Genomic DNA, 15,300 nt, shown 5'->3' on the forward strand with positions numbered 1-15,300 from the left:
CCACGCGGTGCAAGGGCGAGGGCCGCCCTATTCCTCCTCGCGCAGCAGGCGCGCCATCAGCCGGGCATAGCCGTCCTCGTCCAGCGCGATCAGCGCGGCGATGCGGTTGAACACCTCGCGCCGGCCCTCGCCCAGCGCGCTCGCATGCGGGTCGCCGCGCACGAAGGTGGTGGCGAAGGCGCGGCAGAAGCGGGCGAGGTCGGCCAGCACCGCCTCGCCGTCGGGCCCGTCGAACACCCGGCGATACAGCGCCTGGCGCCGTTTCAGCTCACTTCGGGTCAGCCACATGCGTCCCTCCCGTCATCGCCGACTGCACCTGCCGCGCCACGGCCGCGGTCGCGGCCGGCACCGGCGGCGGCGCCGCGCCCGGCATCGCCGCGCCCGCCAGCGCCTGGCCCAGCGCCTGCCCCAGGGCGGTGCCCTGCGCCGCGGCGGTGCCCTGCGCCGCGGCCGGCGCCGCCGGCACCTGCGGGTCCGGCACGACGCCGGCGGCCTGCGCCGCCGCCCGCGCCTCTGGCCGTTTCAGCACGCGCTGCGGCACGCCGTGCGCCTCCAGCGCCAGCTCGGCGACCGCGTCCACGTCGAACGCCTCGATCAGTTCCGGCCGCGCCCGCAGGAACGGCGCGATCGTCTCCATCGCCCGCGCCAGCCCGGTCATGTCCTCGGCCCGCTGCGCCCGCATCAGCGGGCTGTCGTAGACGATGGCGATCTCCGCCTCCGCTACCGCCGGCGGCGCCGGCGGCAGCGCGCCGCGGCGGCTCAGGATGTCGATCTCGCGGGCGATCATCGGGCCCAGCAGCTCGGTCTGCTGCCGGCCCACCGCCGGCGCGATCATCTGGCCCTTCTCCTGCAGCCGGATCAGCGCCTCGGTCGCCGTCATGTTCGGCGCCTCGGTCAGCACCTGGAACAGCGTCACCAGGAAGGCGTCGTTGATGGTGCCGCGCCAGCGCTCCAGCATGTCCAGCCCGATGTCGACCCGGGCGCCGGCGTTGAACGGGATCGCCAGCGGCCGGCCGTCCTTCGACACCGCGCCGACGTTGATCGCGTTGGGCAGCACGCTGAACCGGCCGAGCGCGCCGTCGTCGTGCACCAGGATCGGCGGGTCGACCTGGCGGTGCGCGGCGCGGATGATGGTCTTCGCCGCCTCGTTCAGCATCTTGATGTCCGGCAGCACCGCCATCGCCGGCGACCGGCCGTAGACCTCGCCCGGCGCGGTGACGTAGCGGCCGACCAGATAGGGCATGGTGCGGAAGCCGCCCTCGCGCAGGATGTGGTCGCCCTCCAGCGTCATCGTCACCGCGGCATAGGGCATGTGGCGCCAGCCCTCGCGCGCCGGGTCGCGGTCGCGCCGCGGGAACACCGCGTGCAGCAGGTCCACCTTCGCGCCCGCCTCGTCGTCGGCCCGCCGGCGCATCGCCTCGGGCAGCGCCGCCCGGCCATAGGCCTGCACCGCCTGGCGCGGGCTCAGCGCGAACTTGCGGAACACGGTGTCGATGCGGCCGAAGGCATCCTCGGCAACATAGAGCTCGCCCAGGTGGATGGCGCGGTAGCGCAGGCCCCCGCCGCCCTCCGCGGTGGCCGGATCCTCGCCGACGAACAGGGCGCCTGTGCCGAACGCGCCCAGCGCCATGTAGACCTCGTGCTGCTGGCTGGCATAGTTGGCGCGCGGCAGGTAGCGGGCGGCGAACAGCGCGCGCTCCACCGCTTCCAGCCAGGTGCGTACCGCCGGCCGGCGGTCGAGCTCCTCGTCGGCCACGCGCAGCCGGTGCCAGCGCTGGCCGCGCGGCGTCAGCATCGATTCCATCGCGGCGGCGAAGCGCTCCAGCGCCAGCGGCGCGGTCGAATCGAAGATCTTGTCGCTGCGCTTGGCGCCCGGCGTGCGGCTGCCGACGAAATCGGCCTGGCGCGGCAGCACCCGCTCGGCGATTTCCTGCCAGTGCGCCTCCCAGCCGCGCCGCGCCGCCGCCAGCGCCTCGAACCGCCGCCGGATATCCTTCGGATCCATCGGTTCCGCCTTTCGCTGCATGGTGAACGACCGGGCATCGCGCCGCCGCCGCGCGCGGCCCGGCCAGCCGGGCTTCTCCCGCCGGCGCCGCGCTTGCGGTCTCATTTGTTCTGGACAGCCGCGACGAGACCACTTACGATTACTCGTATCGTCCAAACTTCTACTTATACGTGTATTTCATTACAGGGAGGCCAGGATGGTGTTCGGGCTGTTCAAATCGAAACAGAAGCGCCGCGAACCGCCGGTGCAGGACGCGATCAAAGCGGCAACCGACGCGCTGCGCCGCCTCGATGAGCGCCAGCTGGCCGCCGTCGCGCTGCAAATCGCGGCCACCCGCCTCGCCCAATTGGAGCTCATGCACAATGCCGTTGCCGAGCATCCGGACCTCGCCGGGATCGAAGCCGCGATCGCCGGCTCCGATGCGCACGTGCGCGCCGTCTGGTACGCACCGCTGACCGCACCGGTGGAAAGCGTGGCGATTGCGGCCGCGCGCTACGCCAACATCGCCCAGGATGCCGAGATCGCACTTGCGACCGCGCCGGCGGCCGACCCGCAGGGCGTGGCCGACGTCACCGCCTTGATTGCTGCATACCGGTTGCTTGCCGCGACCTGGCTGGCCGCCCTGTTCCCGGAGCATCACAGGGAGGCGCTGGACCTCTGGCGCATGCTCTCCAGCGGCTTCCCGCATGTCGAGCCACTGGTCGACGAGTTGCTGGCCCGCACCGACCGGCCGCCGCGACCCGAATGGTGCGAACGCTACCGGCAAACGACCGCCGACGGCCCGGACGGCCCCGAATACCGGCGCATCCCGGACGGCTTCAAACCGTCGCTGTTCTGACTCCGCCGGCGCACGCCCGCCGACGCAAGCTGCCACCCGCCTTTGTGCTGTCACGCCCGGCCCCGACCCGGGCAACGCCCGCCGCACGACGCCGCTGCCCGACAGGATGGCCGGGACAAGTCCAGCATGACTGCACGGTGAACAGGCGCGGTGTGGTCCCCTACTCCCCCAGCAGCGCCTTCTTCTTCACCGGTGCCGGCGCGGTCACGCCCTCGGCGCCGGTGCGGATGGTCGAGGCGCGGCCGGCGGCGAGCCGGCGCCGCTGCCGTTCCTCATAGGCCGCCTGCCGCACCGCCGCATCGTCCCGCGTCGGCGGCGGCGGCAGCGGCGCCGGCGTCTTCGGTCCCAGAAATGCCCCCATGGTCGGTCTCCCTAAGCTCTGAACGTCCTCGTAGCCCGGATGGAGCGCAGCGCAATCCGGGTCGTTCCCGCCGGCCGCGGCCCGGCTGCAACCGGCACGCCCGCCGGCCCGCCGCGCTCACCCGAAGATGTCGTACCCCGCCTCGGCCGTGCGCGCCGGCGCCCGTTCGCCCTCGACCCGGGCGAAGCGCAGGCACATCAGTGCGTAGCGGCTGGCGCTCATCAGGTCGTCCTGCTCCTTGACCACCCGGCCGTCCCTGCGGTGGTAGAGCCGGAACTCGGCGAACCAGTCGGCCAGGTGGTCGAACACCTTCAGCCGCCCGGTCTGCATCCGCTCCAGCATCGCCATCAGCCCGGCCTCCAGCCCGGCGGAGCCGTCGGCGAAGCGGGCATGGTCGTCGAGCATGGCCAGCCCCTGCGTCCGATAGGCCTCGGCCAGCGCTGTGCCCGACTGCATGTCGTGCTGCAGCCCGTCATGCGGCCAGGCCCAGGCCAGGCCGCGGCCCCAGGCGCGCAGCGCGGCGGCATGGATCACCGGCGTCTCGCGCCGCACCCGATAGCAGTGGGTCACCCAGGCGCAGTCGGCGTCGCGGTCCCAGGCGATGCGCACCGCCGCGGTCGGGTGGTCCCAGCCGAAATCGAGCCCGCCGATCGCCGGCCAGTGCCGCGGGCAGGCGAAGGCCGGCGCCGCCAGCGCTTCCTCCGCCACCGGAAACACCCGGCCGGAGCCGAGCTGCGGAATGCCCTGCGTGCGCGCCTCGCGCTCGTGCGGCGGATAGCCGGCGACGATCGCCGCGCGCTGGGCAGCCGACAGGTGGGCCGCGTCGGCGATGGTCATCCGGGTGACGTGGCGGCTCATCGGCACGGGTTCCCTTCCCGGCCGACGCGTACCCCCGCCCGTCGCGGTGGCCGCCCCGAGCCCGGCCATGCCGCCGGCGCGGGAGCGGCCGAAGACGAGACTGTCATGCCGGGGCTCGCCCCGGTCCGCCGCCGCCGTCCGGCAGCGTGCCAACCGTATGCCCGGCCGCGCCCTCCTCGGCCAGGAACATCCGCACCACCGCGCTCATGCCCAGCAGCGGCGTGAAGGTCACCAGCGTCATCCCGCCGGTGGCGTTGGTGCGGGTCAGGCCCTCGACATAGATGTCCATCGGCGGCTCCTCGTCGAACCAGACCAGGTCCAGGGTCTCGCCCTGCCATTTCTCGCGGCCCTTCTCGTAGGACTTGAACGCCAGCACCGACTGGCCGCCACTGGCGTGCGCCACCACCACGTGGTCCAGCGCATCGGCCGGCGCGCGGGCCAGCGCGGTGGCGGCGATCGCCGCGCCGGGAATGGCGCCGCTGCCCCAGTCCGCGCGCAGCTGCGGCGGGCCGACCAGCACGCGCTGCGGGTTGTCGCGGGTCGATTCCGCCGTCACCCCCGCCGCCCAGGCGCGGATCGGCCGGTCGAACCGCCGACCCGGCCACCCGTCGGGATAGCGTCCGGTCAGGTGCATCGCCGTCTCGAACGCGCCGGCCCAGGTCTTGCCCAGCTGGTTGCCGGCCATGAACAGCCGCTCGCGGTGGTCGCGGCCGGCGGCGTGGAATTCCAGTTGCTTCGGGTAGGGCCGATAGGCCGCCAGCCGGTTCGCCCCGGCCCGCCGGCGCAGCTCCGCCCGCGCCGCCACCAGCGCGGCGCCGAGCTGGCCGCGCAGCGCGGACGGCGCCGGTTCCGACGCCGGCAGGCCTTCGCGGTCCTCGCTCATCCTGTCCCCTTGCTGCAGGGCGCTGCCGGCTGCGGCACCGGGGCGCGGCGCCTGTGCTCTCAGAGGTCGGCTGCACCGTCATCGTCCGGCCCGTCCGCCTGCGCCGCGTCCGCACGCGGTGCCCCGCCCAACAGCGCCCGCGCCTCGCACTCCAGCGCGGCCAGGTGCTGCGCCAGCTCGGCGTCGGTCATTTCCGCCAGCGGCTTGGCATCCGCCGGCCGCCGTTCGGCCAGCAGGCCGTTGATACGGGCGATGGCGACCGTGGCCGAGATCGCTGCCGCGGCCGAGCCCTTGCGATAGGCCAGACGCCGGTCGGCATCCAGCATCCGGGTCAGGGCCGCGCGCCGCGCGGCGGCGTCGTCCTGCGCGGCGATCGCCGCACCGGCGCAGGCCGTCTCGGCATCCGCGCCGCCACCCTCGCCGGCAGCGCCGGCCGCCTCGCCCGCCTCCAGGCCGGCCACACCGTCAATCCGCGCGTCAGCGTCCGTGCCAGTCGCCTTGACGCCTCCCGCGCCACCGGCCTTGCGGATCGCCTTGCCGGCCGGCGCAACAAGGGCCGCGCCAGACGCCTCGGCATCGTCCGCGTCGACTGCCCCGACGCCCGCCTCGCCGGCCGCCACGCCGACGCCCGGGTCAGACGCCGCATCGCCCGGCTGCGCGACCGCCACGCCGGCGCGCAGCAGCGCGATCAGCCCCAGCATGCGCGGGTTCGCCAGGTTGGCCGCCGTCCGCCGCCGCGCCTGTTCCGGCCGGTAGCCCGCGGCCACTGCCGCCGCGGCCGGCGTCGCGCCCTTCGCCAGCGCCGCGGCGAACAGATGCTGCTTGTCGCTCAGAGCGGCCATGGCGGTTCCGTCGGCATGCGGGATTGCGAACTGGCGATCGAAGGCCGCCCGCCGGCCCGCCGAAACCAGGCCACGTCAGGCCAGGCTAAGCCAGGTCAGGCCACGTCAGGCTAGGCCAGGTCAGGCCAGGTCAGGCCAGGTCAGGCTCGGCTAGGCCAGGTCAGGCTAGGCCAGGTCAGGCCAGGCCGGCTGTCCGGGAGGCTCGAGCCTTCACGCCGCCGCGGCCAGGGCTCTCCAAGGCAGCAAAAACCAAGAGCCCAAGAGCCCAAGAGCCCAAGAGCCCAAGAGCCCAAGAGCCCAAGAGCCCAAGAGCCCAAGAGCCCAAGAGCCCAAGAGCCCGCATGGAGAGCGGGGCGGCCGACAAGGCGCAGCGTCGCGGCGGCGCATGTCCGATCCTGGCAAACTCTACCGGATCAAGGCGCGGCTGTCAAGAACAAAAAGCGAACTCACAGCCCATCCCCGACGCCCGGTCGGCAGCGGGCCTACAGCCCGTAGTGGTCCGCCAGCACGCCGAGCCCGCGCCGCAGGATCTCCAGCCGGGTCTTGTCGCCGACCGCCTGGCCCAGGCAGCAGGCGTCGATCACCTCGCTTGACGCGATCGGCCCGACGGCGCGGATCGCGGCCTGCCAGGCGCGATAGGCGTCGATCCGGCCCGGCGCCGGCTCGGCGGCGGCGCCGAAACGGCGGCCGCCGCGCACCGCGCTGTCATAGGCCCGGGTCACCCGCGGCTCCAGCCCGGCCCGCGTCCAGGTCTCGCGCAGCCGGCAGCCGGCGTCGTAGCGCCGGGCGTTCTCCGCCGGCGTGCCCGGCGCCAGTTCGCCGCGGGCGTGATAGCGGTCCAGCGCGAACGGCGTGCGCACCTGGTGCGCGACGACGCCGGCCTGCTCGGTCGGCACCGCAATCACCGCATCGTGGCGCATCCGCTCCGGCGTCGGGCAGACGCTGGTCAGCATGGCAACGGTCTTGCGCCGGGCTCGCGGCATGGCTGGCTCCTGTGATGCGAGAATTCGGGATCGGAACGGCGCTGCGCGTCGGGCGCCGCCTCGGCGACGGCTTCCGGCGCGTCCGCATAGCGGCGCCCGGCGTATAGCCGCGCCCACCGGCGCGGGTCGTCTCCGGCGATCGGCGCCGACTGGGGCACGTGGATCCCGCAGGCATTGCGTCTCCGCATCGGCAACCCCCATCCGAAGCGCCTCGGCCTGTGCCGGGCGATTGCAAGAGTTCTTCTTTTGTTCTATTCTGGCAGCGCCGCCGGCCCGGCGGGAACCGCAGCCGTCGGACTTGCCGGGAGACCGGCGGCGCGACCTGCGGACGCAACCGACGGTAGCGCAACCATAGCCGTTCGGGCCTTGCCTTGTCAATGCGATTTTCGCAATATCGATGCATGAGCACGGTCGATCCGGAGTCGCCGCCCGGCCCCGCCGACGGGCCCGCAGCCGCATCGGCAGCGTCCGACCCGGATGGCTGGTCGGCCTGGATGCGGCGCGGACTGGCGCGCCCCGGCCGCACCCAGCGCGGACTGGCGCTGGCGCTCGGCGTCGATGCCTCGGCGGTGTCGCGGCTGCTGCACGGCCAGCGCCGGTTGCGGGCGCACGAGATCGCGGTGGCGGCCCGCTATCTCGGCCTCGACCCGGTCGGTGCGCTGGCTGCCCCGCCGCCAGCCGACGCGCCGGCCGCACCGGCGCCGGGCTGGCTGCCGCTGCTCGGGGTCACCGCCGGCAGCGCGCCCGCCGTCGACCCCGACCTGTTCCTGCTCAACGAGGCTGCCCCGGTCGACCGGGTGCGCCGGCCCGACGGGCTGATCGCCCGCCCGCGCGCCTTCGCGCTGCAGGTGATCGGCGGCTCGATGGCGCCGCGCTACGAGCCCGGCGACCTGGTCGCGGTCGATCCCGACCAGCGCGCGGAGATCGGCAGCGACGTGGTCGTGGTGCTGGCCGATGCGGCTGCTGATGGCGCCGGGGAAGGTAGGCGCCGGCTGCTGCTGAAGCGGCTGGTCCGCCGCGGCCGCGCCACGGTGGTGCTCGCCCAGTTCAGCCCGGCCCGCGACGACATCCGCCTGCCGGCCGAGTCCGTCGCTGCGCTGTGGCCGGTGCTGCCGCTCCGGGCCGTGCTCGGGCTCTGACGCGCGGCCGGGCCGGCCGGTACCGGCCGCGCCATTGCCGGCGGCGGCGGCGAGGGGCTATTGCTGCCCGTCATGGCCATGCGCTCCAGCGACATCGCCGCGAGTCCCGGCCGGCCGGCCGGCCGCGCCGTCATACGCCATGCCGCCGCCGCCGCGCCCTGTGCCCTGCTGGCGCTGCTGGCGGTCTATGCCGCGATCCGGCTGGCGATCGCGCCGGCGCCGACGCCGCTCGACCTGCCGTTCTGGGCGCTCGCGCCCGGCCTCGCCGCCGCCGCGCTGGCCCGCCCGGCCGCGCTGCGCCCGCTGGCTCGCGGGCTGTGGCTCGGCGGCGTGCTGTCGCCGCCGCTGGTCGCCGCCGCCCTGCTCGTCGCCGTCTGGGGCCTCGGCCTCGACCTGCCGCGGACCCTGGCCTGGGGCCACGCCCTCGCGCTGGCCGGCCTCGGCGCCGGCGCCGCCCGGCTCGCCCTGGCCGGCACCCGGCCGGCGTCCGCGGCGGCCGCGCACCGCTTCGGCCTCGGCACCGCCGCCGCCGTCCTCGTCTTCGCGGCGCTGATCGCCGTCGCCTATCTCGAACCGTCGAACCGGCTCAGCGTGCACGGCGTCTTCCACGGCAACCACATCGGCCAGATCGCCGCCGGGCTGGTGCCGCCGGACAACCCGGCCTTCGCCGGCCGCCCGGCGCTGAACTACTGGGCCTACCACCTGCTCTATGCCTTCCTGGCCGAGGCGTCGGGCCGGCCCTACACCACCGTCAGCGCCTTCTGCCAGGTGGTCTGCTTCGCGCTGTTCGTCGCCGGCATGCGCCTCTCCGTCGCCGCCTTCGTCGAGCGCCAGCGGACCGCGGCGACCCTGCTCGCCGGCTTCGGCCTCAACCTCCTCGGCCCGGTCACGCTGGCGCTCGCCGCCGCGGGCCACCTCGGCGACGGCGCCTGGTGGACGCTCGGCAACGTGCTCGGCGGGCTCGGCGGGCCGCTGCTGTCGCCGCAGGTCCACGCCGGCATCTTCGTCAAGTTCCTGTCGTTCAACGGCTTCGTCTTCGGGCTCGCCGGCTATGCCGCCCTGCTCGCCTTCGCCGCCCGCGGCCAGCCCGGCCGCGCCGCCGCGGCCCTGCTCGCCATGGTCCTGCTGCACCCGCAGACCGCGCTGTTCGCGGCCGCCACCGTCGGCGCCGGCTGGCTGTGGCGCCTGCTCGCCTGGGACCCGCGTGCCGGCAGCCTCGGCGCCGCCGTCCGCGCCATGCCGGTCCGCCGGACCGTGACGGTCGTCGCCGCCTTGGTGCTGCCGTTCGTCGCCGCCCTGCCCTACATCCTCAGCTTCGCCGGGTCCGGCGCCGAGGCCGGCATCGTCGCGATCGCGCCCAACGCCTTCTCCGCCGTCAACTTCCCGCTGCTCTACCTCGTGCCGCTGCCGTTGGCGCTGATCGGCTTCGTGCGCGGCTGGCGCCGGCCGACCCAGGCGCTGCGCTTCCTGCAGGCCGGCTTCGTTGTGGCGCTGCTGCTGGCGCTGCTGGTGGCGATGCCATGGAACGCCCAGTACAAGTATCTCTACCTCGCCTGCCCGTTCGTCTGGCTACTGGCGATCCATGGCCTGCGCGGTCTGTTGCCGCCGCGCTGGTCGGACCGCGCCGTCGCGCTGTGTGCTGCCGCCACCCTGGCGACCATGGCCGCCATCGGTCTGGCCTGGGCGGCGCTGCCGTCCTGGTTCGCCGGCCGCGCCGCGACCGCGGCCGACGACCGGCTGGTCTTCGTCCAGGCCCAGGCCCAGTCCGCCGCGCTGGCCGTCGGCCGTGCGACGCTGCCGACGGACACGGTGGTGGTCGAGGACGCCGGCTACTGCGAGAACAGCTATGTCGGCGCCGTCGCCGGGCTGCGCAGCTATTTCGTGCCCTGCTACGTCTTCACCGCGTTCTATGCCGACAGGCCCGCGCGCGAGCAGCGGATCGCCGCCATCTTCGCCGACCCGCCGCGGCTCGACCTGCTCGCCGCGGTGGCGGCGGAGCTCCACGCCCCGGTCGCGCTGCTGGTCGCCCGCGACCAGCTCGGCGACCGCTTCGCCGCGGTGCGCGATGCCGCCCTTGCCGGCCCCGACCTGATGCCGGTCTACGAATCCGATGACGCGGCGCTGTTCCGCCTGCTTCCCGCGGACGCCGACACCCGGCCCTGAGCCGGCCACAGCCGCGGCGCCAGCGCGCACAGCGCGGCGCCGAGGCCGGTCGCCGCCAGCGGCGCCAGCCACGCTAAGATCCCCGCCCCGTCCAGCACCAGCCCGGCCGCGACCGCCGGCAGCGCCACCAGCACCGGGCCCAGCGCGCTGCCGAACAGCGAGCCGATCGCGACCAGTGCCGCGCCGCCGGCCAACGCCGCGACCGCGACGATTCCGTCGCCGGGCACGCCGCGGATCTGGCTCGCCGACCAGGCGGCGGCGGCCAGGGCGAGCACGACCCGCGCCGGGCGCAGTCGCGGGTCGGGGTCCAGTACCGTCGCCGCGGCCAGGCCCAGTCCGCCGAGCAGTCCGGTGAACGGCATCACCGCCAGCAACGGCACCAGCAGCGTCGCCCCCGCCGCGGCCAGCCCGCCCCAGGGTCGCCATACGCCGGCCGCCGCCCACAGCGCCAGCATCGCCGCCAACGGCCAGAACACTGCCGCAGCCGTCACCAGCAGCCACAGCGCCACGCCCAGGCAGGGCAGCGCGGCCGCCAGGTCCGCCGCGGCCCAGCGCGCGCCCGCCCGCGCCGCCGGCGGTGCCGACTGCTCCGGCAGGCCCAGCGCCAGGGCGGCGAAGCGCGCGCCGAGCGCGGCGTTGATGCGGTCGCCGCCGGCGGCGCCGCCCGCCCCGTATTCGTCGCCGCGGCGATAGAGCGCCACCTCGGACGCCGCGATCTCCAGCCGCCGTTGCTGCGCGCCGTCGCGCCACTGCGCGACGAAACCGTCGCCGGCCCGCGTCACCGTCAGCGACCGCGCCACCGCCCGCTGCCGCGCCGGGCCGGCTTCGTGCCGCCGCAGCCACAGGTGGCGCAACAGCAGGAAGCGCAGCGCCTTTTCCCGGTGCATCGCCGCCGGCCGCTCAGCCGGCGAGCCCGTGCTCTTCGAGCACCGTCGCCGCCAGTGCGGTCATCTCCGCCGCGCTCAGCCGGGCCAGCCGCGGGCGGCCGCCGCCGAAATAGGCGAAGCGGGCCAGCATCGGCCGCAGGAAGCGGGCGGAGATCGAGATCTCCGGATAGCTGCCGTACATGCAGCCGTCGCAGGCCGCGGTCACCGGTCGCACCGCCTCGGCGACCACGCCGGCGTGGAAAAGATCAGGGAAATCAGCTTCATGAACGCCGAAGCTGCGGGTTGCCTCGAAGTCGCAGCAGGTCTTCAGCGTGCCGTTCGGCGCCACCGCGAAATACAGATTGGGCGAATCGCACAGCCCGCCGTTGCGCCGCCGCCAGCGCACCGGCTCGCCGGCGACGAAGCGGGCGATGTCGTCCAGATATTCCTGCGAATCATAGACCGGATAGCCCGCGCGCTTCATCGCCGCTACCCGGTCGAGCAGCGTGCGCACCGCGGCCACCTGCTCCGGCGCGAAGGTGACGGCGCCGTCGTCGTCGAGGGTGCGGAAGCCGCGCGGCGCCTCCGGCCGCGCCGTGTGCACCGGCACCAGCGACACGCCCCAGCCGATCCGCGAGGCGAAATCGATCACCGGCGGGATATCGGTCAGGTTGCGCGGCATCAGCACCGTGCCGAAGAACGCGGTGCCGGTCTCGGGGAACAGTTCGTTGACCAGCGCGACGGTGTCGATCGCCCGCTGCCACGACCGCGCGAAGCCGCCGTTGATGCGGTCCTGCAGCGCCGGCCGCAGCGAATCGAGCGAGATGCTGATGTCGTGCGCGCCGGCTTCGACGCAGGCCTCGATCGCCTGCCGGCGGGCCAGCCCGTTGGTCTGCAGCCGCACGTGGATGCCCGCCTCGGCGAAGGCGCGCACGATCTCCGGCAGGTCGCGGCGGACGAACGGCTCGCCGCCGATCAGCAGCACGATGCAGACCCCGATCCGCGCCATGTTCGCCGCCATCGCCCGGATCTGGGTGATGTTCAGCTCGTCGCAGGCGCCGTCGGCATAGATGATGTTGCACTGTTCGCAGGCCAGGTTGCAGCGCGCGGTGACGTAATACTGGACATAGAGCGGGCTCTTCTTCAGCGCGATCGACCGCGCCAGCGCCACCTTCTGCTGCAGCGAGAAATAGCTCACCCTGCCTCCTCCGCCGCGCCGCCGACCCGCACCGCCGCCATCGCCGAGGTGCCGAGCGGCGGCGCCGCGCGGCAGGCGGTTTCCGCCCGCATCATAAGCCGCAGCGCCGCCTCGACGAACCGGTTCGGCGCACTCACGCCCTGCCGCACCAGCCGGGCGCGGTCCGCGGCGTCGGCCGGCCGCCGGCCCAGCACCAGCCGCCGCGCCGCCAGCGCCGGCAGCATCGCCGCGCCCCAGTAGCGCAGCACCGGCACCTCCGCCGGCCCCAGCGCCTCGGCGATCGCCGCGCGCAGGCTCGCGCGGGTATAGCGCCGGTGATGGCCGATCGCCGCGTCGAAGGCACTGTACAGCCCCGGCAGCGCCGGGACGTTCACCAACAGCAGCCCGGCCGGGCGCAGATGGGCCGCCGCCGCGGCCAGCAGCGCGGCCGGCCGCTCGACATGCTCGATCACGTCGAACAGCAGCACCGCGTCATAGGCACCGAGCAGGTCGGCGCGCCGTTCGGTCGCGTCATACAGCAGCGTCCGCCCGCGCCCCGGCACACAGGCCGCCAGCGCCGCCGCATTGACGTCGGCGATATCCACCGCGCACGGCAGCGCCGCCTCCAGCTGGGCGCGCAGCACCCCGTGGCCGCCGCCGACGTCCAGCACCCGCGCCGGCCGCGCGCCCAGCCGGTCCAGCACCTGCCGCAGCACCCGGAACCGCCACTGCATCCAGAAATGCCCAGGATCGACCGCCGCATACCAGCTGTCGTCGAACGACACCGCCCGTGCCGGCGAGAGGCGCTCGATGCCGGCTTCCTGCGCCACCGCGGACGGCCCGCTCAATCTTCGCTGCGCGCCGGGAACAGCCCCGGCATCCAGTATTCGGCCAGGCGCGCCGGGAATGCGAGCCGCAACGGTGCCCGCGACGAGTCGGCGGTCAGCACGCCGGCCCCGGTCAGCGCGGCGACCACACGCCGCGCATGCCGCTCGCCCGTGCCGACGATGCCGGGCACGTCGGCACGCGCCAGCGCGCCGCGGAACAGCACGCTCTCGACCACTGCCGGCGCTTGCGACGGCAAGCTGCCGGCCCGCACCTCCTGCTGTGCCCATGCCAGGATGCGGCCATGCAGGCGGCCGGGCTGCATCAGGTTCTCCATGAAGTCGATCTGGTCCACGCATGTGCCGAGGAAATAGCCGGTGAAGGCCGCCAGCGCCGCCTCGCTCAGGGTGCCGCGGCCGTCCAGATCGTTGCGGCGCGGCAGGTCGCAGGCGGCCAGATGCCCTTTGTAACGCTCGACGCTGCACGCCAGTCCGCGCGCCACCGACCACACCGCGCCGGTATCCAGCGTGTCCAGCAGCATCGCGTGCGACAGCAGCCGCGCGACGCGGCCGTTCCCGTCCATGAACGGGTGGATCCACAGCAGGCGGTGATGGGCCGCCGCGATGGCCAGGATCGAATCCGCCCGCCCCAGCCGCGCATAGGCCTGCTCGAACCTTTCCAGGAAACGCGGCACCGCACCGGGACTGACCGCGACATGGCGCCCGACCGCGACGTCGCGGCTGCGCAGTTCGCCGCCCGAAACCCGCACGCGCTCGGCGCTGGCTTCGTCGGCGACCCACAGCAGATCGTCGGGCAGTTGCACGCAGAACCGCTCGTGGATCGCGCGGATCGCCGCGACGCCGACCGGCGGGCAGTCCAGTCCGCCATCGTCGATCCAGCGCTGAACGGCGATGTGCGCCCTGGCTTCCAGCTGCAGGTCGCGCTGCTCCGGATCGGCGCTGTAGTCGCCGGCGAGCGCAAGCTCGATCTCCACCGGGTGGGTGCGATGCCCCTCGATCAGGTTGCTGTAGTAGCAGTTCATCGCGCGGACGAGGTCGGCGAGCGCCCCGACCAGGCCCGGGGGAAGGCTGCGCCGGAAGCCGGCGGAGCGGTGCACCAGTTCGACGACCAGATCATTCAGCGGTCCCCGATGTCGCGATGACTCGTCGATCGTCATCGGCTCCATCGTCGCGACCGTCTCGCCGCGATCGACGCCCGCCACCACGTCCGCTTTAATGACCGCTTGCATTCTACGACAAAACAATATTTCTCAATGAATTGCAGTAGAAATCTGCAACAATCTCACCGCTCGGATGTCCGCTTCCGAGTCCGGAACGCTTGCCTCCTTGCGCGCGCTCAGTCGCCGCCGATCCGCTCCATCACCACATAGGCCGGGCGGCGCTTGGCCTCGATGTAGCCGCGGCCGACATAGGCACTGAGTACGTAGAGGCACAGGAACAGCAGGAAGAACGACACGCTGCAGAACACGGTCAGCAGCAGCACCGCCGCCAGCGTCGCGTCGAGCCCGTCGGCGGTCAGCAGGTAGACCAGGCTGCCGGCGCCGATCGCCAGCGACAGCGCGAAGAACAGGATCGACAGCAGCTGGGCGATCCGCAGCGGCCGGATCGAGCTGGTGGCGATACCGTCGGTGGCCAGCTTGTAGAGCGCGCGCCAGCCGTATTTCGGCCGGCCGGCGGCCCGCGCCGCCCGTTCGTAGGGATGCGGCTCCTGCCGGAAGCCGACCCAGGCGCGGATGCCGCGTACGAAGCGCAGCGTTTCCGGCAGCGCGTTGATCGCGTCGACCGCGCGCCGGTCCATCACGCAGAAATCGCCGGCATCGGCCGGCACCAGCCCCTCGGTCAGATAGCGGATCAGGCCGTAGAACAGGCGGTAGCCGGCCCGCTTGACCAGGTTCTCCTTGCGCTGCCGGCGCACGCCGTAGACCACGTCGGCGCCGGCGCGCCAGCGCGCCAGCATGGCCGGCAGCTCCGCCGGCGGGTCCTGCAGGTCGGCATCGATCACGCCGACCACGTCGGCGCGCGCATGGGCCAGGCCGGCGGTCACCGCGGCCTGGTGGCCGAAATTGCGGCTGAACCGGATCAGTTCGCCGGGGAAGCCGGCGCCGATCGCCTCGGCCAGCAGCCGTGCGGTCGCATCGGTGCTGCCGTCGTCGACGAACAGCACATGCAGCCGCGCCACCCCGGCCGCGGCCAACGCCGCCGGCGTCAGCGTCGCCCGCAGCGCGTCCAGCAGCGCCGGCAGCGCCGCCTGCTCGTTGAACACCGGGATCACCAGCGCGAAGACCGCCTGGTCGGGGCGGACCGGGGCGCCGCCGGCCGTCGCTGCGGTCGTTGTCACCG

The 15,300-nt window shown here is 74.0% G+C and carries 14 protein-coding genes and 1 pseudogene; 3 read left to right on the forward strand and 12 right to left on the reverse strand.

The window, feature by feature from the left end:
• Positions 1 to 27: 27 nt before the first annotated feature.
• Both R3F55_00360 and R3F55_00365 read right to left on the reverse strand, forming a co-directional pair.
• A complete protein-coding gene (locus tag R3F55_00360) occupies positions 28 to 288 on the reverse strand; it encodes a hypothetical protein (GenBank protein MEZ5665899.1) in 261 nt (86 codons plus the stop codon).
• Positions 269 to 2,005 (reverse strand): portal protein, encoded by a 1,737-nt coding sequence (locus R3F55_00365; GenBank protein ID MEZ5665900.1) that lies wholly within the window; start codon positions 2,003 to 2,005, stop codon positions 269 to 271. Before R3F55_00365 ends, R3F55_00360 begins: the two co-directional genes overlap by 20 nt.
• Positions 2,006 to 2,201: 196 nt before the next feature.
• On the opposite strand from R3F55_00365, the gene R3F55_00370 reads away from it, so the two are divergent.
• Positions 2,202 to 2,843: a hypothetical protein gene (locus R3F55_00370; GenBank protein MEZ5665901.1), complete on the forward strand. Its 642-nt coding sequence runs from the start codon at positions 2,202 to 2,204 to the stop codon at positions 2,841 to 2,843.
• A 160-nt stretch (positions 2,844 to 3,003) separates the two neighbouring features.
• On the opposite strand, the gene R3F55_00375 is transcribed toward R3F55_00370, so the two are convergent.
• The 5 genes and pseudogenes from R3F55_00375 to R3F55_00395 all read right to left on the reverse strand — a co-directional run bounded on the left by R3F55_00375 (position 3,004) and on the right by R3F55_00395 (position 6,770).
• Positions 3,004 to 3,204 (reverse strand): hypothetical protein, encoded by a 201-nt coding sequence (locus R3F55_00375; protein ID MEZ5665902.1) that lies wholly within the window; start codon positions 3,202 to 3,204, stop codon positions 3,004 to 3,006.
• Between the two features lie 117 nt (positions 3,205 to 3,321).
• Entirely contained in the window at positions 3,322 to 4,131 is an 810-nt protein-coding gene (locus R3F55_00380) for a terminase family protein (GenBank protein MEZ5665903.1), read from the reverse strand.
• A 103-nt stretch (positions 4,132 to 4,234) separates the two neighbouring features.
• Positions 4,235 to 4,945, reverse strand: a pseudogene (locus tag R3F55_00385) (terminase family protein).
• A gap of 59 nt (positions 4,946 to 5,004) precedes the next feature.
• Positions 5,005 to 5,787, reverse strand: a complete 783-nt coding sequence (locus R3F55_00390; GenBank protein MEZ5665904.1) for a hypothetical protein — start codon at positions 5,785 to 5,787, stop codon at positions 5,005 to 5,007.
• Between the two features lie 482 nt (positions 5,788 to 6,269).
• Entirely contained in the window at positions 6,270 to 6,770 is a 501-nt protein-coding gene (locus tag R3F55_00395) for a DUF6456 domain-containing protein (GenBank protein ID MEZ5665905.1), read from the reverse strand.
• Positions 6,771 to 7,264: 494 nt separating this feature from the next.
• Here R3F55_00395 and R3F55_00400 point away from each other — a divergent pair, with 494 nt between their 5' ends.
• Together R3F55_00400 and R3F55_00405 are read left to right on the forward strand one after the other, a co-directional pair.
• Positions 7,265 to 7,909 carry a S24 family peptidase gene (locus tag R3F55_00400; GenBank protein MEZ5665906.1) on the forward strand — a complete coding sequence of 215 codons (645 nt, stop codon included), beginning with the start codon at positions 7,265 to 7,267 and terminating at the stop codon, positions 7,907 to 7,909.
• A 72-nt stretch (positions 7,910 to 7,981) separates the two neighbouring features.
• Positions 7,982 to 10,072 (forward strand): hypothetical protein, encoded by a 2,091-nt coding sequence (locus R3F55_00405; protein MEZ5665907.1) that lies wholly within the window; start codon positions 7,982 to 7,984, stop codon positions 10,070 to 10,072.
• Here R3F55_00405 and R3F55_00410 read toward each other — a convergent pair.
• The 5 genes from R3F55_00410 to R3F55_00430 all read right to left on the reverse strand — a co-directional run bounded on the left by R3F55_00410 (position 10,009) and on the right by R3F55_00430 (position 15,298).
• A complete protein-coding gene (locus tag R3F55_00410; protein ID MEZ5665908.1) occupies positions 10,009 to 10,959 on the reverse strand; it encodes a hypothetical protein in 951 nt (316 codons plus the stop codon). The two genes, R3F55_00405 and R3F55_00410, sit on opposite strands and share 64 nt — an antisense overlap.
• 13 nt (positions 10,960 to 10,972) lie before the next feature.
• Positions 10,973 to 12,136 carry a radical SAM protein gene (locus R3F55_00415; protein ID MEZ5665909.1) on the reverse strand — a complete coding sequence of 388 codons (1,164 nt, stop codon included), beginning with the start codon at positions 12,134 to 12,136 and terminating at the stop codon, positions 10,973 to 10,975.
• Positions 12,133 to 12,963 carry a methyltransferase domain-containing protein gene (locus R3F55_00420; protein MEZ5665910.1) on the reverse strand — a complete coding sequence of 277 codons (831 nt, stop codon included), beginning with the start codon at positions 12,961 to 12,963 and terminating at the stop codon, positions 12,133 to 12,135. Before R3F55_00420 ends, R3F55_00415 begins: the two co-directional genes overlap by 4 nt.
• Positions 12,960 to 14,126: a Fic family protein gene (locus tag R3F55_00425; protein ID MEZ5665911.1), complete on the reverse strand. Its 1,167-nt coding sequence runs from the start codon at positions 14,124 to 14,126 to the stop codon at positions 12,960 to 12,962. The genes R3F55_00420 and R3F55_00425 overlap by 4 nt, the downstream gene beginning before the upstream one ends.
• Before the next feature lie 170 nt (positions 14,127 to 14,296).
• Positions 14,297 to 15,298: a glycosyltransferase gene (locus tag R3F55_00430; GenBank protein MEZ5665912.1), complete on the reverse strand. Its 1,002-nt coding sequence runs from the start codon at positions 15,296 to 15,298 to the stop codon at positions 14,297 to 14,299.
• Positions 15,299 to 15,300: the final 2 nt, after the last annotated feature.

It is taken from the genome of Alphaproteobacteria bacterium, from assembly GCA_041396705.1.
GTDB lineage: Bacteria > Pseudomonadota > Alphaproteobacteria > CALKHQ01 > CALKHQ01 > CALKHQ01.